The organism is Streptomyces sp. NPDC037301 (assembly GCF_055602785.1).
Genome location: NZ_JBVJWD010000005.1, coordinates 116,582 through 142,105 on the forward strand (window position 1 = coordinate 116,582; position 25,524 = coordinate 142,105).

A 25,524-nucleotide genomic window follows, 5' to 3' on the forward strand; every position below is an offset into this window, starting at 1 on the left:
GCGGGTCCGACGGGTGCGACGGGTGCGTCCGGTACCAATGGTGCTGATGGTGCGACTGGTCCTGCGGGTCCGACGGGTGCGACGGGTGCGTCCGGTACCAATGGTGCTGATGGTGCGACTGGTCCTGCGGGTCCGACGGGTGCGACGGGTGCGTCCGGCACCAACGGCACCAACGGTGCCACCGGTGCTACTGGCCCGACGGGTGCCACCGGCCCGACGGGGCCTGTTGGCCCGTCCGTGCAGGCCAACAGCAACGCCACGTCTGTGCCCGCTGGGGGCAGCACTCAGGACATCGTGGCCGTGTGCCCTGCCGGAACCGTGCTGACCGGGGGAGGTGCCGTGAGCCAGCTGCAGAACCCGGACATCATCTGGACCGCGAGCTACCCGGACACCGCCACCAACACCTGGCACGTCTCCGCATACAACAACGGCGCCACCGCGCAGACCGTCCAGTCGTACGCGGTCTGCATTCCTGGCAACGTTGGTCCGTGAAGTAACTAGTTCCAAGGGCAATGGACGGGAACCCGCTCAGGGTTCGGGACAGTCCCTGTGATCGCTGCCGCAGCAGATGAAGGGTCTTCTGCTGCGGCAGCTCCATGTCGTTTCCGTCGAGTTCGACAGCCCCCGGGTTCCCATCCGGTGCGACCGCACCGGCGCACGCCGGCCTCACTTCTCCGAAGCGGTCGGCTCGGGTTCTCGGGGGCTTTCGGGTCTACTGGGGCAGCTGAACTTCCGGCACTCTTGAGTCCGTTCAACCCGGATTGCTGTGCCCCCGTACCCCGGTACTCCACTCGGATTCGACTCGGAGGATGACCGCGCATGCGCTCGATACGCATCGCCCTGCTGGGCCTGGTGGCCCTCGTCGCAGGACTGCTGACCGCGACCCCCGCCGCCGCGGCACCGAACTTCAAGGCGCCATTCCCCTGCGGCCAGACCTGGACCTACAGTCATCACTCGGCGGAAGTAAGACAGGCCCTCGACTTCGTCCGCACCGACGGCGGCACCACGGCCGGCACCCCCGTCCTCGCCTCGTCCGGCGGGACGGCCCACCGCTACTCCCAGCCCAGCGGCGCGGGCAACTACATCGCCATCGACCACGGCGGCGGCTGGCAGACCTACTACTTCCACCTCGCCTCGTACTCAGTCGCCGACGGCGCCTTTGTCTCCCAGGGCCAGCAGATCGGCGTCACCGGCTCCACCGGGAGCAGCAGCGGCGCCCACATCCACTACGAGCAGTTGTACAACGGCGTCGGTCAGACCATCGCGATCAACGGCCAGTCACTCGCCCCGTACCCCGGCTCGTACTACAGCAAGTACCTGACCAGCGACAACGGCTGCGGAGGTGGCGGTGGAGGCAAGTACTGGGTCGACACCTTCGCCGACGCCACGGGCTACGCGGCGGCCGGCACGGGCGACGCGCAGGGCGTCCTCAACGCGGGCACGAACTACGTCTACTGCAAGGTGTGGGGCGCCCAGGCCGGCTCCGGCTCCAGCTACAACCACTGGTGGCTGAAGACGGACCTGGACACGGTGTACGCGGGCAAGAACGGGCGCGGCGCGTACGTCTCGGCGTACTACCTGTCGCGCTGGGGCAACGACGAGGCGAGGGACAACAACGGGACGGTGATCCCGGACTGCTGACCGGCACGCCTGGCCGATGCCGCTCCCGTCCGCCGGTCGAGGGCGGACGGGAGCGGCATCCGGCGTCGCGGCCACATGTGAGGGAGACGGCTGCTTCCTTCACATGCGTGCCGCAGTCCGATGCCGCGAGTCCCCCGTCGGAAGCGGCAGTGTCCGCTACGCCTTGCTGTTGTAGTGCGTGATGTCCCAGTGGCTGCCTTCCCGTGCGTAGACGTTGCCGGCGGGGGACTTGTACAGAGCGGCCCCGTCGCTACGCTTCCCCGCCTTGGCGAACTTGCGCGTGATGTAGTTGTTGACGCACGAGATCTTGGTGGAGATGTCTGTCTTGTACCCGTTGCGATGGCTGTAGGTGCCGGAGCTGTGGCCCTTCTCGGTGCCGCCGGTGACGATCACCTTGCAGCCGCTGGCCGTCTTGAAGGCGATCGTGCCTGCGATGGTCGCCTTGTTGATCTGGGTGAACGACGTACATGACTTCTCGTTCCAGTCGGAGCAGTTGCCGCTGGATGTCCAGGTGATGCCCGCCTTCTTCAACTGGGCGGCGGCATCCGCGTGCCGCGCGTACTTCGCCGGTGCGGCCTGCGCGGTACCGGCCACCAGTAGGACCGAAGCGGTAGCGGCGATCACCGTGCGGGCGGACAGAAGTCCCATGCGCTTCAAGACGTGCTCCTTGTCTGTCTTGCGAGTTCGAACGCTGCTTGGCTGTGCTGCTTCCAAGCGCGGAAAGCCTGCCCAGCGGCGGACGACCTGCGTATCCACCCTTCAGGTGAAAGGGACGCGTCGAAGTGGACGCCGTCCCGCCTCGACCGGGTCGAGACCTCCTGGGGCCCCGCCGACCTGGACGTCGTTCACTGCTCGACCGCACTGGCGCTCCTGCACGGTGTCCCGGCCGGGATGAGCTCTGCCGAGGAGTGCACGGGCGCGGGCGGGCGGTTGGCCGCGAGCGGTACGGACCACCTGTACTGGCGGCTGCTGGACGCGCCGGCCTACGCGCCGGACGCGGAGAAGGTCGTGGTCCCGTGGCGGGAACCGGGGCGGACCGATCTGACGCCCGAGGTGCTCACGGCGCGCCTGGAGGGCTATGTGGAGTGCCTGCTCGACAGGTACGCCTGATCGGCTGTCATCGCCGCAACGCCCCAACATGACGTCGCTGGCAGGCAGTCGGCGGTCCTTCCGGCGATGCGTCGGCGATCCGAAGGAAAACGACCCTCCGGTTTCGTACGCTGGGTCAAACGCGGCGTGTCCCGGGGTAAAGGGACGGTCATGCCTGTATAGATATACGCGTCTTCGCGAAGAGGGCAGTACTTCGCGTCCTGTGTGGCATGAGTGCCGTCGTCCCTACCGCAAGCGAGCGCTGTGCGTGGTGTTTCCGCATTCTCCGCATCGGTGAATTGCTGAATCACCGATCCCCATGCCTCCGATTCGTCCACCGGTGTCTCGGTGGCTCCCGGTCCCGGTTGGGCTGGATTCCCAATCGCCTGAGAAGGCGTCGCTCGACACCTTTTTCTCGCAATGGAATCGCCGAACCGGAAATTCGGCACATCGGCGATGCGCCGGATACCGATTCGCGAATCAACGACTCATTGGCAAGGAGACGCTGTGCGTTACGGAAGTGCGTTGAGGGAAGAAGTCGGATCTCCGGGAACGACTCCTCTCATCGGTATTTACGACATGTATTCGGCGTCCGTCGCGGCCCGGCATTACGACGGATTCTTCGTGTCCGGATTCGGCTTTGCCGCCTCCCACTACGGGCTCCCCGACATCGGCTTCATCGCCTGGCCGGACATGGTCGCCTTCGTGGAGCGGCTGCGGCCGGCCTTCCCCTCCCACCACCTGCTGGTCGACATCGATGACGGCTACGTCGATCCCGAGGTCGCCTGCCATGTGGTGCAGCGCCTGGAGAGGGCCGGAGCCTCCGGCGTCATCCTGGAGGACCAGAAGCGCCCCCGCAGGTGCGGTCACGAGGACGGCAAGCAGGTGCTGCCGCTGGAGGAGTATCTGGAGAAGCTCAACCTCGTGCTGGAGAGCAGGCAGGATCTGGTGGTCGTCGCCCGCACGGACGCCACGGAGGAGGACGACATCCTGCGCCGGGCCGAGGCGCTGGCCGAGACGGAAGCCGACGTCGTCCTGGTCGACGGGGTGCGCAGCGTCGAATGGATCCGGCGCATCCGGAAGGTGGTCGGTGACAAGCCGCTGCTCTTCAATCAGATCGCAGGCGGAAAGTCACCCAGGCTCTCGCTCTCCGAACTGACCGAGCTGGAATGCCAGGTGGCCATCTACAGCACTCCCTGCCTCTTTGCCGCACATGCCGCCATCGATGCCGCACTGACGGACCTCAAGCAGTCCGACGGACGGCTCCCCGAGCTCGCGCCCTCCGGCGGAATCGGAGTGCGACGTTCGACAGAACTGCTGGAGAGGAACATCGGCAGGCACCACCCCGTCCGTGAGCCCGTGTCCGTCTGACGCGAACGATGCGCCGGGAGCGGGCCGCCAGGCCGCCCGGTTCGCGCCCGCCTCTTGTCTGATGTGACGTCAGGCACGACGATGGCCCCCGCGCCCGTCATGTGACGATGCGTCAGATTCCCTCGGGAAGGAGGCCGTCCGGTGCCGATACTGCCCACCGGGCCGCTGTCGTACGGGATGCAGCTGCCGATCCAGTCGCAGAGCACCATCTATGCGGAGGGGTGGGAGGCCGCGGCCACCCCCGCGGACCTCGCCGAGATCGCCCGCACCGCCGACCGTACCGGCTTCGCCTACCTCGCGAGCTGCGACCATGTCGCGGTCCCGCGGCGGCTCGCCGGGGTCATGAGCACCGTCTGGTACGACCCGGTCGCCACTCTCGCCTTTCTCGCCGGGATCACCGAGCGGGTCCTGCTGATGAGCCATGTCGCCGTCGTCGGCCTGCGGCACCCGCTGGCCACCGCCAAGCAGTACGCCACCCTCGACCACCTCTGCGGCGGCCGGCTGATCCTCGGGGTCGGGGCCGGGCACGTACCGGAGGAGTTCCAGGCGCTCGGGGCGGATTTCGAGGGGCGGGGCGGGGTCCTCGACGAGACCATCGACGCACTGAAGGCGGCGCTCGGTCCCGAGGAGTACCCGGAGTTCGCGGGGGAACGGTTCTCCTTCGCCGGGCTCGGGCAGCTGCCGCGCCCGGCCCAGGAACGGGTGCCGGTCTGGGTGGGCGGCTCCTCGCCCGCCGCCGTGCGCCGGGCCGCGGTACGGGGGGACGGCTGGCTGCCGCAGGGCGATCCTCGGGAGAAACTGCCCGCACAGATCGCCAGGCTGAAGGAGCTGCGCGAGGCGGCCGGGATCGAGGCCCCGATCGTCATCGGCGCGATCACCGAGCCGCTGTACGTCGGTGATCCGGAGTGGTCTGTCGGGCGGCGCACCCTCACCGGAAAGCCGGAGGTCCTCGCCGATTCGCTGCGCGAGTACGGAGCCATGGGCGTCCACCAGATCCAGGTGCGGTTCCGCAGCCGGAGCCGCAGCGAACTGACCGACCAGATGGCGGCGTTCGCCGCCGAGGTCGCACCCCATCTCGACAGGTAGGAGTCAGGCCATGGGCAAGCTGGACGGGCGGGTCGTGCTGATCAGCGGCGCGGCGCGCGGACAGGGCGAGCAGGGGGCGCGGCTCTTCGCCGCGGAGGGTGCGCGGGTGGTGATCGCCGATGTGCTCGACGAGCAGGGCGAGGCGCTGGCCAAGGAGCTGGGGGAGGACGTCGCCCGGTTCGTCCATCTCGATGTGAGCCGGGAGGACGAGTGGCAGGCCGCCGTCGCCGCCGCGAAGGATGCCTTCGGAAGGATCGACGGACTCGTCAACAACGCGGGGATTCTCCGCTTCAACGAGCTGGTGACCACACCGCTGGAGGAGTTCCAGCAGGTGGTGCAGGTCAACCAGGTGGGCGCGTTTCTCGGGATCAAGAACGTCGCGCCCGAGATCGAGGCCGCGGGCGGCGGGACCATCGTCAACACCGCCTCGTACACGGGGCTCACGGGCATGGCGTTCGTGGGCGCGTACGCCGCCACCAAGCATGCGGTGCTCGGGCTGACCAAGGTGGCGGCGGTGGAGCTGGCGGCGAAGGGGATACGGGTCAACGCCGTCTGCCCCGGGGCCGTGGACACCGCGATGACCAACCCGGCGGCGCTGGACCCGACCGCGGACCCGGAGGAGTCCAGGGCGGCGGTGGCCGAGCTGTACCGGAAGCTCGTACCGCTGGGGCGGATCGGGCAGCCGGAGGAGGTGGCGGCGCTGGCGCTCTTCCTGACCTCGGACGACTCCTCGTACATCACGGGGCAGCCGTTCGTCATCGACGGCGGCTGGCTGGCGGGTGTCAGCCTGTTCTGAGCAGTTCTGACGATGCGTCAGGTATTGACGGGTGCGGGTGCCGGTGGAACAGTCGGACGCATCGCAATCTGACGGTGTGTCAGAAATAAATGAGGACGGTGAACCCCCTTGGAATTCGGGCTCTTTGTACAGGGGTACGTGCCAGCCGCACGGGCCAAGGCCGACCCCGGGGCAGAGCACAAGGCGCTGATCGAGGAGACCGAGTACGTCATCCAGGCGGACAAGTCCGGCTTCAAGTACGCCTGGGCCTCCGAGCACCACTTCCTGGAGGAGTACTCGCATCTCTCGGCCAACGATGTGTACCTGGGCTACCTCGCGCACGCCACCGACCGCATCCACCTCGGATCCGGCATCTTCAACCCGCTCGCCCCCGTCAACCACCCGGTGAAGGTGGCCGAGAAGGTCGCCATGCTCGACCACCTCTCCGAGGGCCGATTCGAATTCGGCTCCGGGCGTGGGGCCGGCAGTCACGAGATCCTGGGCTTCATGCCGGGCATCACCGACATGAACCACACCAAGGAACTCTGGGAAGAGACCATCGCCGAGTTCCCCAAGATGTGGCTCCAGGACGAGTACGCCGGCTTCCAGGGCAAGCACTGGTCGCTGCCACCGCGCAAGATCCTGCCCAAGCCGTACGGGAAGTCGCACCCTGCGATGTGGTACGCGGCCGGATCGCCGTCCTCGTACGCGATGGCGGGCAAGAAGGGGCTCGGCGTGCTGGGCTTCAGCGTGCAGAAGGTCTCCGACATGGAGTGGGTCGTCGAGTCCTACAAGACGGCCGTCAAGGAGGCCGAACCCGTCGGCGACTTCGTCAACGACAACGTCATGGTCACCTCCACCGCCATCTGCGCCGAGACGCACGCGAAGGCCGTCGAGATCGCGGTGGGCGGCGGGCTGAACTATCTGCAGTCGCTGCTGTTCCGCTACCACGACACGTTCCCCCGGCCCGAGGGCATCCCGGAGTGGCCCGAGCTGCTGCCGGAGTACTCCGAGGAGATCATCGAGCTGCTGATCGCCGAGGAGCTGATGATCTGCGGTGATCCGGACGAGGTGCTGCGGCAGTGCAAGCGGTGGGAGCAGGCGGGGGCGGATCAGCTGAGCTTCGGGCTGCCGATCGGGATGAGCCGAGAGGACACGCTGAATTCGATCAGGCTGATCGGTGAGCACGTGATCCCGAAGATCGACACGGACCCGGTGCACCGGACCTCGCGGTTCCGGGGGGCGGCGGGGGCGTAAGGGTGGGGCGGGGTGCGGGTGCGGGCTCGGTGCGCCTGCGGCGTTGTCCCCTACCCGCCCCTTCCCGATACCGGGGCTCCGCCCCGGACCCCGCGCCTCAAACGCCGGCGGGGCTGGGTTTCACCCCGGCCCCCGGACCCCGCGCCTGAAGCGTCGGCGGGGCCGAGAACAGCGGCGTCTTCCCGGACCGCCGCTCCGTGGAGCCGGGGTGCGTACCGCGGCCGTGCGCACCCCGGCTGCACACCCATGTACCCGCGGCGGGAAACACAGAAGGGAACCCCGTCATGCTCGACCACCTCATCCGCGGAGCGACCGTCGTGGACGGCACCGGCGGACCCTCGTACCCCGCCGACATCGGCATCCGCGACGGCCGGATAGCCGTCATCGCCGAACCGGGCACGCTCGTCGAGGAAGCCGTCACCACCGAGGACGCCACCGGCCTCGTCCTCGCCCCCGGCTTCGTCGACCCCCACACCCACTACGACGCCCAGCTCTTCTGGGACCCGTACGCCACACCCTCCATGAACCACGGCGTCACCACCGTCGCCGGAGGCAACTGCGGATTCACCCTCGCCCCGCTCCACCCCGAACGCCCCGAGGACGCCGACTACACCCGCCGCATGATGTCGCGGGTGGAGGGTATGGCCCTCAAGGCACTGGAGGAGGGCGTCGACTGGAGCTGGTCCAGCTTCCGCGAATACCTCGACGCCCTCGAAGGACGGATCGCCGTCAACGCCGGGTTCATGGTCGGCCACTGCGCCCTGCGCAGACACGTCATGGGCGCCGACGCGATCGGCGGGCAGCCCACCCCCGAACAGCTCGACGCCATGCTCGCGCTGTTCCACGACGCGATGGACGCCGGAGCCTGGGGGCTGTCCACCACCCAGTCCTCCACCCACTCCGACGGCGACGGACAGCCCGTCGCCTCCCGGCACGCGCTCCCCGAGGAGCTCCTCGCCCTCTCCCGCGCCGTCGGTGAACACGAAGGCACCCAGCTCGAAGCGATCGTCGCGGGCTGTCTCGACCAGTTCTCCGACGAGGAGATCGAGCTTCTCGTCGACATGACCGCCACCGCGGGCCGTCCGCTGAACTGGAACGTCCTCACCATCGACGCCGCCGTCCCCGAACGCGTACCCCGCCAGCTCGTCCCCAGCGAACGGGCCCGCCGGGCCGGCGGCCGGATCGTCGCACTCACCATGCCGATCCTCACCCCCATGAACATGTCGCTCGGCACCTTCTGCGCCCTCAACCTCATCCCCGGCTGGGGCGACATCCTCGCCCTCCCAGTCCCCGAACGCATCGAACGGCTCCGCGACGCCGGCACCCGCGCCGAAATGCTCCGCCGCGCCGACAGCAAGGAGGCCGGCGTCTTCCGCCGCCTCGCCGACTTCGGCCGGTACGTCATCGGGGACACGTACAGCGCGGCCAACGAAGGACTGAGCGGCCGCGTCGTGGGCGACATAGCCGCCGAACGCGGGCAGGACCCCTTCCACTGCCTCGTCGAGATCTGCGCCGACGACGGGCTGCGCACGGTGCTGTGGCCCATGCCCACCGACAACGATCCCGACTCCTGGGCGCTGCGACGGCAGACCTGGGAGCACGAGGACGTCATGCTCGGCGGCTCCGACGCGGGCGCGCACCTGGACCGGATGTGCGGCGCCCCGTACACCACCCGCTTCCTGGGCGACTGCCTGCGCCGACGCAAACTCCTCCCCCTCGAACAGGCCGTCAAGATGCTCACCGACGACCCCGCCCGGCTTTTCGGGCTCCGCGACCGCGGCCGCATCGAGGAGGGCTTCCACGCCGACCTCGTCCTCTTCGACCCCGAACGCATCGACGCCGGGCCCGCCACCCTCGTACACGATCTGCCCGGCGACAGCCCCCGCCTCGACTCCAAGGCCATCGGCATCGTGTCCGTCCGCGTCAACGGCGTGGAGACCCTGCGCGACGACAAGGTGACCGGCGCAGTCCCCGGTACGGTGCTCCGCTCCGGCCGCGACACCCGGACGGTGAGCACCGTATGAGCGACAGAAACCGGCGCCTGTTCATCGGCGGCGAGTGGACCGAACCCGACCACGGCCACTACGAGGTGATCAACCCGGCCACCGAGGAGGTCGTCGGCCTCGCCCCCGAGGCGAGCCGCGAGCAGGTGTACGCGGCGGCGGCCGCGGCCGGCGAGGCCTTCGCCGCCTGGTCCCGCACCCGCCCCGAGGAACGCGCCGCGATCCTCGACCGCGCCGCCGACCTGATGCAGCGCGACCTCACCGGCAACGCCGCACTCGCCCAGGCGGAGAGCGGCGCCACCACGCCAACGGCCAAGGTCATGCAGGCCGCCGTCGGCGCCGCCCGTTTCCGCCGGTACGCCAGGGGCGCCCTGGAACCGGTCGAGGAGCCGATCGCACCGCAGATCAACGAGGCCGGGCCGATGGGGCGGGCCGGTGTGTTCGGGGCGCTCGCCGTACGCCAGCCGGTCGGCGTCGTCACCTGTATCACCTCGTACAACAACCCCTGGGCCAACCCGGCCGGCAAGGTCGCCCCCGCACTCGCCATGGGCAACACGGTCGTCGTGAAACCCGCGCCGCAGGACCCGCTCTCCGTCTACCGGATGGCCGAGGCGCTCGAAGAGGCGGGCGTTCCGGCGGGTGTCGTCAATGTCGTCACCGGATCGGGCCCCGGGGCGGGCGAGGCCGCCGTCGACTCACCGGACATCGACATGGTCAGCTTCACCGGCTCCACGGCCGTCGGACAGCGCATCGCCGAGGTGTGCGGGCGTTCCATGAAGCGGCAGTTGATGGAGCTGGGCGGGAAGGGGGCCGCCGTCGTCCTCGACGACGCGGACCTCGACTCCGCGGCGGCGGGCATCGGCACCACGTTCTCCTTCTACAGCGGCCAGATCTGTACGGCCCCGACCCGCGTCCTCGTACAGCGCGCAGCCCACGACGCCCTGATCGAGAAACTCACCGCGTACGCGGGTCACCTGAAGGTGGGTGACCCGACGGACCGGGGCACGGTCGTCGGCCCGGTCATCTCCGCCGCCCACCGAGACCGCATCGAGTCGTACATCGAACTCGGCCGGAAGGAGGGGGCGAGGATCGTCACGGGCGGGGAACGCCCGGCCGGACTCGACCGGGGCTTCTACGTCGCCCCCACCCTCCTCGCCGACTGCACCAACGACATGCGCGTCGTCCGCGAGGAGATCTTCGGCCCCGTAGTCGTGGTCGTCCCCTTCGACGACGAGGACGAGGGCATCGCACTCGCCAACGACAGCGACTACGGACTGATCGACTACGTCTGGTCCTCGGACGTGGCACGCGCCTTCCGGGTGGCCCGGCAACTGCGCGCCGGCGGGGTCGGTGTGAACACCATCGGGCGGAACATGGAGGCCCCGTTCGGCGGGTTCAAGAAGAGCGGTGTCGGGCGCGATGTCGGCTCGTACGCCCTGCACGCATACAGCGAACTCCAGGCGATCGTCTGGCCGGGCTGAATCGGCACACCCCGTGAGTGTCCGCTGAGCGGGCACTCACGGGAAAATTTTGAACCCCCACAAAACGGACAGTGCTGCGATTCTCGTACGTCGCTGCGATCGAGCACCGGCCTCTCATTAGCAGGTCGCGATCATTGATTGCCTTCAATTAGTTTCCATGTGCCCGTTCTGTCACCCAAAATTCAAGGATGAGGTTCCGGAGTCTCAGCCTCCGAATGTGGATATCGCAGCGCATAACGTCCTCTCCATGACACAGCTGGACGCGCGGCCGCAGGCCGGAGACCCGGTACGGGGCGCAGCCCCGGCCGACGGCGGTGTACGCGGCAAGGGTCTGGGCGGGAACTCCGTCGGCCTGATGGGCAGCGCCGTGATCGGCATCTCCACCGTCGCCCCCGTCTACTGCCTCACCTCCACCCTCGGCTCCACCGCGGGTGAGGTCGGCGTGCAGATGCCCGCCGTCTTCCTGGCCGGCTTCCTGCCGATGCTGCTCGTCGCATTCGCGTACCGCGAACTCAACAAGGCCATGCCGGACTGCGGTACCTCCTTCACCTGGACGGTGAAGGCATTCGGCCCGCGCCTCGGCTGGATGTGCGGCTGGGGCCTGGTCATTGCGACGATCATCGTCCTGTCGAACCTGGCGGGCGTCGCCACCTCGTACTTCTGGCTCCTCGCGGGCGAGGTCACGGGCAGTGGTTCGATCGCCGCCCTGGACGACAGCAAGCCGGTCCACATCCTCACCTGTCTGCTCCTGATCGCGATCGCCACGGCGATCAGCTACCGGGGGATGACGGCCACCAAAGGCATCCAGTACGCCTTGGTGGGCCTTCAGCTCGTCGTCCTCGCGCTGTTCGTGGCGATGGCCGTACAGAAGGCGAACAGTGGGGAGTTCGCCTCGTCGGTGGACTTCTCCTGGTCCTGGCTGAACCCGTTCGCGGTGCAGTCGTTCGCGGCGTTCACGGCGGGTCTGTCGCTGTCGATCTTCATGTTCTGGGGATGGGACGCCTGCCTGACCGCCAACGAGGAGACCGTCGGCAGCGAGAAGACCCCCGGGCGTGCCGCCCTCATCGCGATGGTCGTGCTCGTCGGCTCCTACCTGGCGACCGGTGTCGCCGCCCAAATGGCCGTCGGCTCCGGCGACTCCGGTCCCGGCCTTGCCAACCCGGACACCTCCGACAACGTCTTCGCCGCACTCGCCGGCCCGGTCATGGGCCCGGGCCTCGGCGTCCTGCTCTTCATCGCCGTGCTCGCCTCCGCCGCCGCGAGCCTGCAGACCACCTTCATCCCGGTGGCCCGCACGGTCCTGGCGATGTCCACGTACGAGGCCCTGCCCGCCTCGTACGCCCGCGTCCACCCGCGCTTCAGGACCCCGGGGAAGGCCACCGTCACGGCGGGCGTGGCGACCGGCGCCTTCTACACGGTCATGACCCTGGTCAGCGAGCACGTCCTGGTCGACACGATCTACGCGCTCGGCCTGATGATCTGCTTCTACTACGCGCTGACGGCGTTCGCCTGCGCCTGGTACTTCCGCGCCGACCTGACCCGCTCCACCCGCGACCTGGTCTTCAAGGGCCTCTTCCCGGTCGTCGGCGGCATCCTGCTCACCGCGGTCTTCGGTAAGACCCTCTACGACATGTGGGATCCGGCGTACGGTTCCGGCTCGTCGGTCTTCGGGGTCGGCTCGGTGTTCGTGATCGGCGTCGGGCTGCTGCTGCTCGGTGTGGTGCTGATGCTGGTGATGCAGCGCCGCAGCCCGGCGTTCTTCCGCGGCGAGGTGCTGACGAAGGAGACTCCGGCGCTGGTCGTGGAGGACTGACGGCCGGGGCTTTTGGCTGAGACCCGGACAGCTGCGGACCTTGCGTACGGCTACCCGCCCACGCGGGCTGCCAGCCGGCTCAGGACCCGGCGGCCTGCGCGGGACACGCCGAGTGGGATCAGGGCCGCGCGGCCCGGGAGGCGTACGCCGCCCGTGAAGGCGACCAGGGTGTGGCCGGGGGCGGTGGGGGACGGGGTGGCCGCCATGCCGATCAGGACGAAGCGGCTCTGGAGCCAGAGCCAGCCGGGGCGGCGCACGCCGTGGAAGCGGGCGTGCATGCCGTAGCGGCTGCGGGCCACGGCCTCGACGCGGTCGCCGTCCGCGCGGGTGAGCTTCAGGCGGCGCATGTCGGGGACCAGTCGGGACAGTTCGCCGTCGATGTCGGCCAGCAGCGGGTGGACGGTGGCGTAGGGGGCGGGGATCTCGCGGGTGGTGACGCGGGCGCCGCGGACGCCCGCCGCGAGGGCGTGCAGGCGGCGGACCGGGTCGAGTTCCGGGGTGGTGGGCCACTGGGGGAGGGAGGTTTCGGTCATGACGTCCATGCCTTCCGGAAGGAGTCCCGGGCCCGGTGCAGCCGTGACTTGACGGTGCCCACACGCAGGCCGAGGAGTGCGGCGGCGGATTGTTCGTCGAGGCCCTCGACGTCGCGCAGGACGAGGACGGCCCGGTGTTCGGGGGAGAGGCGGGCGAGGACGTCGCCGATGTCGGAGGCCAGCTGCGGGTCGCCGCGCTGGGGGACGGTGGTGAGGTCCGCGGGGACGGAGCGTGCGGTGCGGCGGGCGACGCGGACCGCCTCCCGGCAGGCGATGGCGCGCACCCATCCGTACAGCGCCGCCGGTTCCTTGAGGGAACGCAGGCTGCGGAAGACGGCGACAAGGGTCTCCTGGACGGCGTCCGGCCCGTCTGCCAGGGCGATGGGGGTGCAGATGCGGCCCGCGTACGGGGTGAGGACGTCGAGGAGCTCGTTCATGGCGATCGTGTCGCCGCGCTGGGCCGCGCGCACCAGCCGGACGGTGCGCTCGTGATCCAGACCGTGGTCATCGGACACGGGTCGGGGCTTCCTCCCCGGCCGCCACCCGGAGTGCGGCGGCCGCGAGTACCAGGCAGACAGGGGTGTAGAGCGCCAGGTTGAGCCAGTGGAACGTGTCGCCCGCCCCGTCGTCCAGTCCGGTGCGCAGCCCGCACGCCCAGGCGATCCCGGCGAGGCCGCGCAGCGCGGTGCCGCAGGCGACGGCCACGGTGCCGGCCTGGAGCAGCCGGCCCAGACGGTGGGTGCGGCCCAGGCGGGCGCGGGCGGTGACCAGGGCCGCGCCGGTGAACAGCAGGGTGGCGAGCGGGAGGACGACGGGCGGGGTGAAGGGTGCGTCGATGCCGAGTACGGCGTACGAGAGGGATGCGGCGTCGTGTGCGGGCCAGGTGGTGCCGGTGGACCAGAGGACGTGCAGCAGTCCGTCGGCGGTGAGGACGGTGGCGACGGCCGCGGCCGCGGTGGTGGCGGTGGGTGTGAGCCGGGTGGGATGCATGGGTGCTCCTCTGCGGGGCGGATGGTGGTGACGGGTTGCGTCACCCCACAGAGGAGCCGGGTCGCCGATTCGTTCCGACGGGTTCTGGTTCGAGTCGGGATGTGCCTGGTGATTCAGTCCGTCGTCGGTGTCGGCAGCGGGAGCCGCCGAACTCGCCGCGATGTTCCCCGGGTCGTCCGGCGGCACAGCCCACTCACGAAGAGCCGGGCGGGTGGCGGTTCGGGCAGGGTGAAGCCGGTGCCCTGAAGGGTCGCCTCGATCGTGTCACCCGGCTCGGCCCTGCGGGCCCAGTCGCCCGCGGCGCCATTGTGCAGGGCGAACTCCAGGCTGAACGTCCCGGCCGCCGGGTCGGGGTCGACCAGCGTGTAGGCGCGCTGGTGCGGTTTGCCGCCCTGCTCGAACCAGATCCTGACCCACATCGTCGGGTGTGCCCCGCCGGTCGCGGCGAGCAGCCCGCCGTCGGTGAGGTGCACCCGGTGGAAGTTCTCGGTGACCTGCTCGGCCCCGGTCACGGTGAACGTGAAGTCGCGTCCCCGCATGAGCTCGAGGACAACGCCCTCCCAGCCGTGGCCCACAGCTGTCCCTCCCCGTCCCGAAGAACTGATTTAGGTTAGGCTAACCTAAATTTCGGGGGCTTGGGGAGTCGAACGATCTGGCAAGGGGCGGGATGCGGCATGCATGGAGACGTCTACAGGGACGACTGGGGCATACCCCATGTACGAGCGGGCGGCGCACTCGAACTCGCCCACGCCCAGGGCCGTAACGCCGCCCTGGACCGCGCCTGGCAGATCGAGATCGAACGCCACCGGGTCCAGGGCACCACCGCCGCGTTCCTCGGTGCGGATGCCGTCGACTGGGACCGGTTCGCCCGGCAGGCCCGGCTCGCCGACACCGCACAACGCTGCTTCGAACGCCTGGAGCTCGTCGCGCCGCGGACGGCCGCATGGGTCGTCTCGTACGTCGAAGGCGTCAACGAGGGGCTGGCCGAAGGGGCGCGCCTCGCCCCGGAGTTCAGGGCTGCCGGGGTCGCCCCGGGACGGTGGGAGCCCTGGACCCCGCTGGGCGTCTGGCTCTCCACCCACATCCTGTTCGCGGGCTTCCCCACCAAACTCTGGCGCGAGGAGGTGGCCCGCCGGCTCGGCGACGAAGCGATCGAGCTCTTCGCCACCGACGGCCCCGGCACCTCCGGCTCCAACGGCTGGCTGCTGACCGGCGACCGCACCGCCACCGGGGCGGCGATCGTCGCGGGCGACCCGCACCGCTTCATCGAGGACCCGGGCGTCTACCAGCAGATCCGGCTCGCCTGCCCCGAGTTCGACGTGGTGGGCCTCGCCGTCCCCGGTGTACCCGGCATCGCGCACTTCGGGCACACGGGCGGCGTCGCATGGGCGATCACCAACGCGATGGCCGACTACCAGGACCTGTACCGGGAGCGGTTGCGGCGTACGGCAACGGGCGGGGTCGAGGCACTGGGCCCCGGGGGCTGGGAGGCGGCCGCCTCCCACACCGAGACGATCGAGGTGGCGGGCGCCGACCCGGTCACGGCCGAGATCATCGAGACCGGGCGCGGGCCGGTGATCAACGGTGGGCCGGGTGGTGACGACGGCGCCGGCGCGGAGGACGGCGCGCACGGCGGCCCGGCAAGCGGCATCAGCCTCCGTTACCCGCCCCGTGTCACCCACGAGCTGGGCTTCGAGGCGCTGCCCGCCCTGCTCCGGGCCCGTACCGTCGCCGATCTCGATGCCGCCCTGGACCGCTGGGCGGAGCCGGTCAACGTCGTCCTCGCCGCCGACACCACGGGCGCCACCCTGCACCGGGTCGCCGGGTACGTCCCGCTGCGCCCGCGCGAGAACCGGCTGCGCGTCGTACCGGCCCACGACCCGGCGTACGCCTGGCGGGGCCGTCATGCGCCGATGCCGCGCACCGAGGTCGACGGTGCGGCGGTGATGGCCAACGCACGCGGCCTCGCCACCCCGCTCGGCGTCGAGTTCGCGCCCCCGCACCGGGCGGAACGCATCCGGGAACTGCTCGGCCGGTCCGGCCACTGGACTGCCAAGGGCATGACGGACATCCACACCGACACCCGTCTCGCCTCCGCCCGCCCGCTGCTGGAGCTGCTGGCCGGGGCGACCGGTCTCAGCCCCGGGGCCGCCCGACTGCGTGAGCGACTGCTGTGCTGGGACCGGCACATGGAGGCCGACAGCACGGACGCCACGCTCTACGCGGCCGTGCGCGCCGATGTCGTGCACCGGCTGGCCGCCCACCCCGCCCTGGCCGCCCTCACCGGCTCCGCAGACCCGGCCCGCTCGCCCGCGTACCCGGCGTTGTTCCGCCCCTGGCTGGCCGCCGTGCCGAGAATCGCGTACGCCCTGGAGACCCTGCTGACACACGGACCGCTGCCGCACACCGACCGGCTGGCGGCCGTCACCGCGGCGGCCGAGGCGGTGGCGGCCCGGTACGCGGAGGACACCTCGCCGCGGCCCTGGGGCGAGGTGCACCGACCGGCCCCCTGGCAGGCGTTGCCCGGTGCGCACCCCGACGCGGACTGGCCGGGCCTCGCCGGTGACCACGACTGCGTGCTGTCCACCTCCAGCGTTCCCGGCGTCACCGACCGGTTCGCCCGTGGCCCCGCCGCCCGCTACGTCTGGGACCTGGCACGGCGTGAGGACAGCCTGTGGGTGGTCCCGTTCGGGGCGTCCGGGGTCCGCGGCGACGCCCACCACCGTGACCAACTGCCGCTGTGGGCAGGGGGCGGGCTCGCGCCCGTGGTCATGGACTGGAACGAGCTGCACCGAACAGAGGAGAGAGCCGAGATGACCGCCGACCCCGCCGCGAGCGCGGTGCGCACCCCCGTCCACGAGCAGGAGGCCCCCGGCTTCGGAACCGTCCGCCTCGTCCCCGTGGACCCCGCCGCGGACCTCGACCTGATCCACGGCTGGGTCACCGAGGAGCGCGCCCGTTTCTGGGGCATGGGCGACGCGAGCCGTGAAGAGGTCCTGGAGACCTACGAGTTCCTGGACTCGCTCACCACGCACCACGCCTATCTGGCCCTGCGCGACGGTGTTCCGGTCGCCCTCTTCCAGACGTACGAACCGGCTGCCGACCCGCTGGCCGACTGCTACGACGTCGAGCCCGGCGACTTCGGCATCCACCTTCTGATCGGTCCGGGCGACACCGCCGAACGCGGCTTCACAGGCGCCCTGCTCCCGGTGCTCATCGACTACGTCTTCAGCGACCCGGCGCACCTGCGGATCGTCGTCGAGCCGGACGCCCGCAACGAGAAGGCCGTCGCGCGGCTGGTCCGGGCGGGCTTCGAACTCGGCCCGGAGATCGACAAGCCGGAGAAGCGGGCCCGGCTGGCGTTCCTGAGCCGGACGGCCGCCGCGGGGGTGTAGGGCGCAGCGGGCCGACGGGCCGGGGCGGTGGGCCGCTCCCTCAGGCCCGCGCTGCGACGTCGTCCACGACGTGCTTGTCCAGCGCGGCGCGCACCAGGGCCGCCGCGAGCACGGCGGGCCCGCGGTCGTCGGCCTTCTCGGCCTTCTCGGCTTGCTCGGCCTGCTCCGCCAGCCGTGCGAGCTTCGCCGGCGAGGCGGGAAGCCCCAGCTTCTCGGCGCCCTGGAGAGCCTTTCCGTCCAGGAAGGGTGCCGTCTCCGGCCACACGGCCTGCACCTCGCGTACGAAGATGTCCGCACCGGCCGGGCCCATGCCCGGGGTTCTGCGCAGCCCGGACCGCAGGATGTCCAGGTCGCCGTCGGCCTCCTTGCGCAGCCGCCGCAGATCGCCCCCGTACTCGACCAGCAGGAGCTCTGCCCCGTCGCCGAGCTGGGTGGCGGTCCGTTCGTCGTAGCGCCGGTAGCCGCCCTCGCCCAGCGCGTCGACACGCTGCTGCCATGTCGACCCGATCATCCGGTCCGGGGACCGCATGCCGTGGGCGAACAGCGCGCGTGCCGCCGCCACCGCCACGGACGCCCGAATGCGGGCGCTCAACAGATCGCTGAGCACGAGGAGTTGGTACAGGGGTTGTGGTGTGTTCCGCAGCCGGATGCCGGCCTCGGCGGCATAGGTGGTGCCGTAGCGGCTGAGAAGAACCTCCACGGTTCTGCGGGCGGTCACGAGGGCCCGCCCCCTTCCTCGGCGGCGACCTGCTGCAGGGTTCGCCCCGTACGGGCCGAACGTGCCCGGTACGGGTCCGGTGTGTCCGGCCCGTCATGGGTGGCGCGCCCGTCCTTGGCCTTGATCAGCAGCCATATCTCCTCGCCCGGGGCGTCGTCCGCACCGCCTCCTTTGAAGCGGGTGAGGGCGAACTCGCCGTGCAGCTTGGTGCCGTCGAGCCAGAAGGTCGCGTGCCCGTCCTCCAGGGACTGCTCGAACGGCACGGGCGCGCCCCAGCGGTCGTGGCTGAGCGGCCGGTAGGTGCCCTGGTCCCAGACGATCACCGTGCCGCCGCCGGACTCGCCCTTCGCGATGACTCCTTCGAACGTGCGGTACTCCAGCGGATGGTCCTCCGTGGGGACGGCCAGCCGCCTCTCGCGCGGGTTCTCCGAAGGTCCGCGCGGCACCGCCCATGACTTCAGCACGCCGCCGACCTCCAGCCGGAAGTCGAAGTGCATGCGCCGCGCCTGGTGGATCTGTACGACGAAACAGGGCGCCGCACCCGTCCGTCCGCCATCGCCGCGTGGCTCCGCGGTCGCGTCGAAGTGCCGTTCGCTGCGGTAGTCCCGGAGCCGGTCGTCGCTTTCGCCGGTCACATCCATCCGGACACCTCCTCCGGCAGGCCCGCCCGGTGTCCCCCTTCCACTGTGACGCTCCCGGCCGTGAAGCGCACAGGGACGGGGTGCGTCGGCACGGACGGAAGGTATGTCGACATCAAGTATCTTGACGTCAAGGCGATACTCTCCCGCGCCGGTCTCCTAGTGGCTGCCCCTACCCCTCCAGGAACACCGGATTGGTGAGCGCCGCCAGTGCCCCCGGCAGCCCCGGCACCGTCGCCGGGTGCCGGACCTCGGCCCGTACATAGGCGGCGTACACCGGCGTCGTGCGCCACTGGACCGTCCCCGTGCCCGACTCCGGCAACGTGGCCGTGAACAGCGTGCCCTGGTCGGTGACGAAGTGCGCGGTGCAGCCGGGTGCCCCGGTCACCTCCAGCCGTACGGTGACCGGGGTGTCGTCCCCGTCCACCCGCAGCCGTTCACCGATCCCCGCGTGCAGGCCGCGCCCGCCCGAGGCCCCGAAGGACAGGGTGACGGCGGACGACTCGGCGATGTAGGAGTGCCCGGCCCGGATTCCGGCCGTGATCGCTTCGCGCGACAGCTCGTCGGCGAGGACGACGGTCTGCGGCAGCCCCACCTTGTCCGGCTCCCGGTGCGCGTCGCTGTTGCCCATCGCCGCAACCCACGGCTTCGACGTACGGACGGCCGCCACAAGGGAGTTGTCCCACTCGGCGAGGGCGATCTCGTCCTCCGGGGTGTACGCCCCGTTCCACACCTCCACCGCGTCCGCCTCGCCGAAGCCGAACTTCCAGTGGCAGCCGATGCAGGTGGCGTGCGGATGAGCGGGCACGACCAGACCACCGGCCCGGCGCACGGCCTTCGCGTAGTGCCCGAACCGGTTGTCGCGGGCCCGGTAGCGCCAGTCGACGAACGTTCCCGGGTCGGTGGCGAGCGCGATCACATGCCCGTTGCGGGTGGTGACCTCCTCGCCCGTGAGGACGAGCAGATCGTCACCCCACAGCCCGTCCCACGCGCTGTGCGCGGAGTACGTGTTGTGCTCGCTGCTGTTGATGAAGTCGAGCCCGGCCGCGCGTGCGGCGGCGGCGATCTCGGCCGGGGTGCGCTTGCCGTCCGAGTGGACGGAGTGGAGATGGCAGTCCCCGCGGTACCAGGCGCGCCCGCGCCCCTTCGCCCGCTCCGGCGGGTAGACGGGCTTCGGCGTGGACCCGGTGGGCCCGAAGCGCAGGGTGATCGTCACCTCGTACGGGAGCCCTTGCGGGGCGACGGTGTACGGCCCGAGGGCGATGTTCCAGGTCCCGGCCCGTACCGGCCCCGCGATGTAGCCGGGCGTCGCCTCGTCCGCCCGGATGAAGAAGCTGCTGCGCGCCCCGCCGGACCACCCCCGGAACCCGCGCCCGCCCAGCTCCGTGCCGCGCTCGTCGAAGATGCCGATGTCGAGGGCGTTGCCCTGGGTCCCGGCCGGGACGGGCGTCTTCTCGTACGTGTACGAGACGGCGATCTCCCGTACCCCGCGCGGTACTTCGACCGGCAGATACACATAGTCGGGCGACCCGGTCGGCAGAGTGCCGCACACGGTCCTGGTCCGGTCCGGGGCGTCGTCCCCGGTCGCGGCGTCGGCGAAGCTCACAGTGCCCAACGTTAGAGCGGTGGCGGCCGTACCGACGAGAAGGCCGCGCCTGGCCATCGGGCGGCCGTGGGCGGATTGCGATGCGGACATACGAGTGCTCCCCGGGTGTCGTGACTGGCGAGGGGTGACGTACCCGACCCTGGCCGGGAGCCATGAACTCCGGGGAAACGGCGGGAGGCACGACCGGGGCCCGGAGTCCCGGACACTCGGCTTTCCGCACCGCACGGCATACGTTGGGGCCCTCAGCGGATCACGACGGAGGTTTCCTCATATGCGGATCGCCACAACAATCTTCCTCACCGATGAGACGATCACGCCGCTGCGGCTCGCCCGTGAGCTCGAACAGCGCGGGTTCGCCGGGCTCTACCTGCCCGAGCACACCCACATCCCGGTGAGCCGGGACACCCCCTACCCGGCGGGCGGCGAACTCCCGCCCGAGTACGGCCGCACCCTCGACCCCTTCGTCGCCCTCGCCCAGGCCGCCGCCGTCACCGAACGCCTCACCCTCGGCACCGGCATCACGCTCGTCGCCCAGCACGACCCGATCGGCCTGGCGAAGCAGATCGCCACCCTCGACCACCTCTCCGGCGGCCGGTTCACGCTGGGCCTCGGCTACGGCTGGAACATCGAGGAAGCCGCGGACCACGGCGTGAACTGGTCGACGCGCCGGGACCTCGTCCGCGACCGCATGGCCCTGATGCGCGCCCTGTGGTCGGACGAACCAACCGCGTACGACGGCGAGTTCGGCTCGGTGCGGGCCAGCCACGCGTACCCGAAGCCGGTCCAGGCGCCCCGCGGCCCGGTGAACGGCCCCCGCACCCTGATCGGCGGCGCGGCAGGCCCGAAGCTGTTCGCCCACATCGCCCAGTACGCCGACGGCTGGCTCCCGATCGGCGGCCGCGGCCTGACGGAGTCCGTACCGAAGCTGCGCGAGGCGTGGGAGTCGGCCGGCCGCGACCCGAAGCAGCTCCAGGTGGTCCCCTACGCGGTGCTCCCGAGCCCGGGGAAGCTGGCGCACTACGCGGAACTGGGCATCGAGGAGGTCGTCCTGCAACTGCCCCCGGCGGGAGAGGCGGAGGTGCTGCGGGTGCTGGACGCGTATGCGGAGTATCTGTAGGCGCAGCCTATGGTTCCGAGATTTCCTGTCCCTCTTGGATGAATTGCCGGATTTCAAAATACCTGCCGTCTGCATGTTGTTTCATTGTGATTTCGGAGATTTGTAGGGGGGGCAGCTTCCTGCATATGTAAGTTCCTGTGGGTTGGCTGCGCCTCCTCACGTAAAGCTTTTCCCATAGTTTCCATGGGTGATCTTCACGGGATCGCCATTGATGTGGAGACAGCTGGGGGGCTGCTGCGGTGTGGGGGAAGAACTCTCGGGTCGGGAAATTCATGGGCCACCGGGTGATGCCGGCCGGCATCACCCCGCGGGCGCGATTGGCCGGTGGGGTCGAGACGGTGAAGCTCCATGGATTCGGCCGACGGACAACACATCGCGGGACGGTGATCGGCCTGCTGACAGCGGTACTCGCAGCAGGAACGTTCGTGCTGCCAGGAGGGCAGGAACAGGCCACCGCCGCGGTCCCGGACGCTCTGATCGAGTCGGCCACGAAATCCGGTGAGGCGGCCACGGAGCAGGTTGCCCGGGCAGCGGCAATGGCGGCCGGAGAACCGGTTGAGGTGACGGGGCTCCGTCAGGAGCGCCGCGAGGTGTTCGCCAATCCGACCGGCACCTTCACCGCGCACGAATACACCCAGCCGGTACGCACTCGGCGCAGCGGCACATGGGTCGCCGTGGACGACACTTTGGAACGACGGCAAGACGGGTCCTGGTCGCCCAGGGCGGTAACCGTCGACGTGCGTTTCTCGGACGGGGGCGACGGTCCGTTCGCGCGCATGGGACGGGCCGGCCGTGAGTACGCGTTGACCTGGCCGGGCGATCCGCTCCCCGAGCCGAAGGTCGACGGGAACTCCGCACGCTACGAAGAAGTGCTCCCCGGCGTCGATCTGGCGGTCCGCGCCGAGACAGAGGGATTTGCGCACTACCTCGTCGTGAAGACCGCTGAGGCGGCGGCCAACCCGCGACTGAACAGCATCGAACTTGCGCTCTCCACCAAGGGACTGGAGATCGAGCAGACCGAGAGCGGCGGTATGCGGGCGGTCGACGCGGCGGTCGGCGGAACGGTTTTCGAGGCCGCGAAGGCCGTCATGTGGGACTCGGCACCGAGCGCTGGGGCGCCGTCCGCGACCACCGTCCTCCCGTCGACGCCGCGGGCTCGGCTCGACGCGGCCGAGGCGGGTCGAAAGGCACCGGTCGGCATGTCGGTCACGAACGACCGGATCACGCTCACCCCGGATCTGGACCTGTTGCGCGGCAAGGACACGGTGTATCCGGTCGTCGTCGACCCGATCCCGAAGACGACGAACCGCACGGCCTGGTCGGGGGTCATGTCCGGGATGCCGACGGAACAGGACTGGGCGTATTCCGGCAGTGCGGGCATGGGCAAGTGCCCCATGGACTACAGCCCCGCGAGCTGCGCGGGTATCGGCGTGCGCCGATTGCTGTTCACGTTCCCTATGAGCGCGTACAAGGGGAAGCAGATTCTCGGCGCCCAGTTCTCCGCCCGCGTGGAGCACGTGTACTGGGCCGACGCGCGGGCCGAACCTGTGGACCTCTACCGCATCGGCGGCAAGGACCGCACGATTACCTCGGGAAGCAACTGGTCGAACACCAAGAACGACTGGAGTTCCCTCCTTCTCACGCTGGACAAGAAGATCTCCCCGACCGCCTGCTCCAGTGGAGCCAACCTGAACTTCAGCGGCGGCAAACTCCTGACCGAGGTGCAAACGGCCGCTTCCGGCTCCTGGAAGAGCATGTCGCTCGGGCTGCGAGCGAAGGACGAGTCCGGCTACGGGGGCTGGAAGAGGATCTGCGGCAACAGCTATCTGAAGATCGAATACAACACGCCGCCCAGCCAGGTCGACTACACGCTCATGTCGTCCAATCCGGGCGGCAAGTGCGCCTGGGGAACCGGACGCCGCTACACGAACGTACTGCCGCTGCTACGGGCCGAAGCACGGGATCCGGACCACACGACGACGCAGACGGACCAGGTGAAGATGCAGTTCGAGGTGCGCTGGAAGGAAGGCACCGAAGACAAGTTCTTCACCTACGACACCGGCTACAAGTCACCCAACAAGGGAACGCTGTTCAGCTACCAGGTGACGCAACGGCCGGCCGGCCAGCCACAGATTCCACGGGACAAGGTCATCTACTGGGCCGCCAGGGCCTATGACGGCGATGCCTGGGGACCCTGGAGCTCTTCCGGTGACCCGGCACAGCGCTGCGAATTCATCTGGGACAGCACCGCGCCGGCTCCTCCTGTTGTCACCTCCGACGACTACCCGGCGGACGATCAGTGGCACCACGGGGTGGACACGCCGGGCAAGTTCACGTTCAAGGCTGCGGACAAGGACGTGAAGGAGTATCGCTACGCCTTCGACGACGACGCCATCAAGACGGTCGGCACCACGTCGGGCGCCGCGGTCACGCTGGAATGGACGCCCACCTGGGCGGGCCAGCACTCGGTGACGGTCGAGGCGTTCGACGGGGCCAACAACTCCAACATGGTCCCCGCCAGCTACGTGTTCCTCGTGACGGACGGCAAGCAGGCGACCGGACAATGGAATCTGGCCGATGAGGCCGGCAGTACCCAGGCGCACGACGAGACAGGACGCCATCCGGCTGTGCCCGGGACCGGAGTGACGTTCGAGGTACCGGGGCCGGGCGGAGCGGTGGACAGCGCGGCCCGCTTCGACGGCACCGCGAATGCCTACCTCGACACCGGGGCCGCCATCGCCGACACCGGGCAGAACTTCACCGCGAGTGCCTGGGTCAGGCTAGCCGCGCTGGACCGGAACACGGCAGTGCTCAGCCAGGACGGCACCGGCGTACCAGGCTTCGTCCTCGGTTACGACGCGGCCGACAAGGCATGGGTGTTCTCCACCCCGGACATGGACGGGGCGTCCACGAGCCAGTGGCGTGCCGTGGCCCAGGGCGTAGAGGTGAAGAAGGACGAATGGGTGCTGCTCACGGGCGTCTTCGACGCCCAGGCATCCACCGGTCCTGAACTGCGTATCTACGTCAACAAGCAACTGGCCGGCACGGCTCACCGAAACACCACCTGGTCGTCGCGGGGCAGTCTCCAGATCGGTCGCGCTCTGGCCGGGAGCGGATACCGGGATCACTTCCAGGGCGACCTCGCGGAGGTCAGGATGTTCGATCGGGTGCTGCCCGCTGAGGAGATCGCCAAGATGATGACGGTCAAACCGCAGCGCAAGGCGTACTGGCCATTGGAGAGCGCGGCGAGTGGCAACTCGGCCAACGTGCAGGCGGATGGGCAACCGCTCACGCTGTACGGCAACGCGGCCATCTACAACCCCGAGTCGGCGGAGGACGACGCCGCTCTCACCGACAACGGAGATCTGACGCTCGACGGTACCGGCGACTGGGCGGCAACGGGCGGCCCCGTGGTGACGGCGGCGGACAGCTACACCGTGGCGGTGCGGGCCAGGCTCACCACGCTCGACGCACAGAAGACCCAGACCCTGCTGTCCCTTCCGGGACAGAACGCCGATCGACTGGCCGTGCGCTATCAAGCCGCCACGGGGCGGTGGGAGTTGGCCGTCACCGACACCGACACCAAGACCGCGAAGGTCACGACTGTCACTGATGAAGAGGTTCTGCCCAGCACCGAAGCCGGAGGCCAGCACCTGGCCGTGGTCTTCGACGCCTCCACCCACGAGGTACGCCTCTTCGTGGACGGCCGGATGACGTCGACGGCGAAGGGCTTCGACTACACGACGTGGCCGTCAAGCGCCGGGCTCCAAGTGGGGCGCTCGGCCCAGTCGGGCGGCAGGGACTACTTCGCGGGAGCGATCGACGAGGTTCGCGTCTACGCCGGGGCAGCAGATCCGATTTCCATCGGCCGGATGAGCGAGCCGACCGGCGACCCGGCCATGTAGCACCGAGGGTGCCGGCGCGGCCGGGTCAGGGACTGCTGATCCGGCCGCCGGTACCGCACCACGTCTCACCCGACCTCTGAACTAATCAAGTCTGCCCTTGCGGAGC

18 protein-coding genes and 2 pseudogenes are annotated in these 25,524 nt (G+C 69.8%); 13 read left to right on the forward strand and 7 right to left on the reverse strand.

Annotated elements, in window-relative coordinates:
- Positions 1–339 precede the first annotated feature (339 nt).
- Together ACZ7IB_RS11155 and ACZ7IB_RS11160 are read left to right on the forward strand one after the other, a co-directional pair.
- The gene (locus tag ACZ7IB_RS11155; protein ID WP_470911422.1) at positions 340–492 is read left to right on the forward strand and encodes a hypothetical protein; all 153 of its coding nucleotides are present in this window, start codon (positions 340–342) and stop codon (positions 490–492) included.
- A 327-nt stretch (positions 493–819) separates the two neighbouring features.
- Positions 820–1,641, forward strand: coding sequence for a M23 family metallopeptidase (locus ACZ7IB_RS11160; protein ID WP_470911424.1), 822 nt, complete (start codon positions 820–822; stop codon positions 1,639–1,641).
- A 156-nt stretch (positions 1,642–1,797) separates the two neighbouring features.
- Here the strand turns inward: ACZ7IB_RS11160 and ACZ7IB_RS11165 are convergent, their stop codons facing one another.
- Complete coding sequence (locus ACZ7IB_RS11165; RefSeq protein WP_470911853.1) at positions 1,798–2,289, reverse strand: hypothetical protein; 492 nt, start codon at positions 2,287–2,289, stop codon at positions 1,798–1,800.
- 150 nt (positions 2,290–2,439) lie between these two features.
- On the opposite strand from ACZ7IB_RS11165, the pseudogene ACZ7IB_RS11170 reads away from it, so the two are divergent.
- The 8 genes and pseudogenes from ACZ7IB_RS11170 to ACZ7IB_RS11205 form a co-directional block, all read left to right on the forward strand.
- A pseudogene (locus tag ACZ7IB_RS11170) lies at positions 2,440–2,751 on the forward strand (aminoglycoside phosphotransferase family protein); the annotation flags it as partial.
- 486 nt (positions 2,752–3,237) lie between these two features.
- Positions 3,238–4,101, forward strand: coding sequence for an isocitrate lyase/PEP mutase family protein (locus tag ACZ7IB_RS11175; RefSeq protein WP_470911426.1), 864 nt, complete (start codon positions 3,238–3,240; stop codon positions 4,099–4,101).
- A gap of 141 nt (positions 4,102–4,242) precedes the next feature.
- Positions 4,243–5,187: a TIGR03619 family F420-dependent LLM class oxidoreductase gene (locus ACZ7IB_RS11180; protein ID WP_470911429.1), complete on the forward strand. Its 945-nt coding sequence runs from the start codon at positions 4,243–4,245 to the stop codon at positions 5,185–5,187.
- 10 nt (positions 5,188–5,197) lie between these two features.
- The gene (locus ACZ7IB_RS11185) at positions 5,198–5,983 is read left to right on the forward strand and encodes an SDR family NAD(P)-dependent oxidoreductase (protein ID WP_470911431.1); all 786 of its coding nucleotides are present in this window, start codon (positions 5,198–5,200) and stop codon (positions 5,981–5,983) included.
- 108 nt (positions 5,984–6,091) lie between these two features.
- Positions 6,092–7,219: an LLM class flavin-dependent oxidoreductase gene (locus ACZ7IB_RS11190; protein WP_383960443.1), complete on the forward strand. Its 1,128-nt coding sequence runs from the start codon at positions 6,092–6,094 to the stop codon at positions 7,217–7,219.
- Between the two features lie 284 nt (positions 7,220–7,503).
- Positions 7,504–9,243, forward strand: a complete 1,740-nt coding sequence (locus tag ACZ7IB_RS11195) for an N-acyl-D-amino-acid deacylase family protein (protein ID WP_470911434.1) — start codon at positions 7,504–7,506, stop codon at positions 9,241–9,243.
- Positions 9,240–10,703 carry an aldehyde dehydrogenase family protein gene (locus ACZ7IB_RS11200; protein ID WP_470911436.1) on the forward strand — a complete coding sequence of 488 codons (1,464 nt, stop codon included), beginning with the start codon at positions 9,240–9,242 and terminating at the stop codon, positions 10,701–10,703. Before ACZ7IB_RS11195 ends, ACZ7IB_RS11200 begins: the two co-directional genes overlap by 4 nt.
- A 247-nt stretch (positions 10,704–10,950) precedes the next feature.
- Positions 10,951–12,516, forward strand: coding sequence for an APC family permease (locus tag ACZ7IB_RS11205; protein ID WP_470911439.1), 1,566 nt, complete (start codon positions 10,951–10,953; stop codon positions 12,514–12,516).
- Positions 12,517–12,566: 50 nt separating this feature from the next.
- Here ACZ7IB_RS11205 and ACZ7IB_RS11210 read toward each other — a convergent pair whose 3' ends face one another.
- From ACZ7IB_RS11210 to ACZ7IB_RS11220, 3 genes and pseudogenes are all read right to left on the reverse strand, one after another.
- Positions 12,567–13,049 (reverse strand): hypothetical protein, encoded by a 483-nt coding sequence (locus ACZ7IB_RS11210; protein ID WP_470911440.1) that lies wholly within the window; start codon positions 13,047–13,049, stop codon positions 12,567–12,569.
- On the reverse strand, positions 13,046–13,486 hold the full coding sequence (locus ACZ7IB_RS11215) for an RNA polymerase sigma factor (protein WP_266365505.1): 441 nt from the start codon (positions 13,484–13,486) through the stop codon (positions 13,046–13,048). The genes ACZ7IB_RS11210 and ACZ7IB_RS11215 overlap by 4 nt, the downstream gene beginning before the upstream one ends.
- A gap of 175 nt (positions 13,487–13,661) precedes the next feature.
- Positions 13,662–14,614, reverse strand: a pseudogene (locus ACZ7IB_RS11220) (siderophore-interacting protein); the annotation flags it as partial.
- 99 nt (positions 14,615–14,713) lie between these two features.
- Between ACZ7IB_RS11220 and ACZ7IB_RS11225 the strand changes: the two are divergent.
- Positions 14,714–17,434 carry a GNAT family N-acetyltransferase gene (locus ACZ7IB_RS11225; RefSeq protein WP_470911442.1) on the forward strand — a complete coding sequence of 907 codons (2,721 nt, stop codon included), beginning with the start codon at positions 14,714–14,716 and terminating at the stop codon, positions 17,432–17,434.
- A gap of 40 nt (positions 17,435–17,474) precedes the next feature.
- Here ACZ7IB_RS11225 and ACZ7IB_RS11230 read toward each other — a convergent pair whose 3' ends face one another.
- The 3 genes from ACZ7IB_RS11230 to ACZ7IB_RS11240 form a co-directional block, all read right to left on the reverse strand.
- Positions 17,475–18,152 carry an endonuclease gene (locus ACZ7IB_RS11230; RefSeq protein WP_470911444.1) on the reverse strand — a complete coding sequence of 226 codons (678 nt, stop codon included), beginning with the start codon at positions 18,150–18,152 and terminating at the stop codon, positions 17,475–17,477.
- The gene (locus ACZ7IB_RS11235) at positions 18,149–18,793 is read right to left on the reverse strand and encodes a DNA polymerase ligase N-terminal domain-containing protein (RefSeq protein ID WP_470911448.1); all 645 of its coding nucleotides are present in this window, start codon (positions 18,791–18,793) and stop codon (positions 18,149–18,151) included. Before ACZ7IB_RS11235 ends, ACZ7IB_RS11230 begins: the two co-directional genes overlap by 4 nt.
- 169 nt (positions 18,794–18,962) lie before the next feature.
- Positions 18,963–20,486 carry a CehA/McbA family metallohydrolase gene (locus ACZ7IB_RS11240; RefSeq protein ID WP_470911452.1) on the reverse strand — a complete coding sequence of 508 codons (1,524 nt, stop codon included), beginning with the start codon at positions 20,484–20,486 and terminating at the stop codon, positions 18,963–18,965.
- A gap of 181 nt (positions 20,487–20,667) precedes the next feature.
- Here ACZ7IB_RS11240 and ACZ7IB_RS11245 point away from each other — a divergent pair, with 181 nt between their 5' ends.
- Together ACZ7IB_RS11245 and ACZ7IB_RS11250 are read left to right on the forward strand one after the other, a co-directional pair.
- Positions 20,668–21,513 (forward strand): LLM class F420-dependent oxidoreductase, encoded by an 846-nt coding sequence (locus tag ACZ7IB_RS11245; protein ID WP_470911455.1) that lies wholly within the window; start codon positions 20,668–20,670, stop codon positions 21,511–21,513.
- A 272-nt stretch (positions 21,514–21,785) separates the two neighbouring features.
- Positions 21,786–25,418, forward strand: coding sequence for a LamG domain-containing protein (locus tag ACZ7IB_RS11250; RefSeq protein WP_470911459.1), 3,633 nt, complete (start codon positions 21,786–21,788; stop codon positions 25,416–25,418).
- Positions 25,419–25,524 lie beyond the last annotated feature (106 nt).

What these genes read in the sequence shown, in the direction of transcription:
- ACZ7IB_RS11160 (WP_470911424.1), top strand. Translation starts at nt 820, where the DNA reads ATGCGCTCGATACGCATCGCCCTGCTGGGCCTGGTGGCCCTCGTCGCA.
- ACZ7IB_RS11165 (WP_470911853.1), bottom strand. Translation starts at nt 2,289, where the DNA reads ATGGGACTTCTGTCCGCCCGCACGGTGATCGCCGCTACCGCTTCGGTC.
- ACZ7IB_RS11185 (WP_470911431.1), top strand. Translation starts at nt 5,198, where the DNA reads ATGGGCAAGCTGGACGGGCGGGTCGTGCTGATCAGCGGCGCGGCGCGC.
- ACZ7IB_RS11195 (WP_470911434.1), top strand. Translation starts at nt 7,504, where the DNA reads ATGCTCGACCACCTCATCCGCGGAGCGACCGTCGTGGACGGCACCGGC.
- ACZ7IB_RS11200 (WP_470911436.1), top strand. Translation starts at nt 9,240, where the DNA reads ATGAGCGACAGAAACCGGCGCCTGTTCATCGGCGGCGAGTGGACCGAA.
- ACZ7IB_RS11205 (WP_470911439.1), top strand. Translation starts at nt 10,951, where the DNA reads ATGACACAGCTGGACGCGCGGCCGCAGGCCGGAGACCCGGTACGGGGC.
- ACZ7IB_RS11210 (WP_470911440.1), bottom strand. Translation starts at nt 13,049, where the DNA reads ATGACCGAAACCTCCCTCCCCCAGTGGCCCACCACCCCGGAACTCGAC.
- ACZ7IB_RS11215 (WP_266365505.1), bottom strand. Translation starts at nt 13,486, where the DNA reads ATGAACGAGCTCCTCGACGTCCTCACCCCGTACGCGGGCCGCATCTGC.
- ACZ7IB_RS11225 (WP_470911442.1), top strand. Translation starts at nt 14,714, where the DNA reads ATGCATGGAGACGTCTACAGGGACGACTGGGGCATACCCCATGTACGA.
- ACZ7IB_RS11235 (WP_470911448.1), bottom strand. Translation starts at nt 18,793, where the DNA reads ATGGATGTGACCGGCGAAAGCGACGACCGGCTCCGGGACTACCGCAGC.
- ACZ7IB_RS11240 (WP_470911452.1), bottom strand. Translation starts at nt 20,486, where the DNA reads ATGTCCGCATCGCAATCCGCCCACGGCCGCCCGATGGCCAGGCGCGGC.
- ACZ7IB_RS11245 (WP_470911455.1), top strand. Translation starts at nt 20,668, where the DNA reads ATGCGGATCGCCACAACAATCTTCCTCACCGATGAGACGATCACGCCG.
- ACZ7IB_RS11250 (WP_470911459.1), top strand. Translation starts at nt 21,786, where the DNA reads ATGGGCCACCGGGTGATGCCGGCCGGCATCACCCCGCGGGCGCGATTG.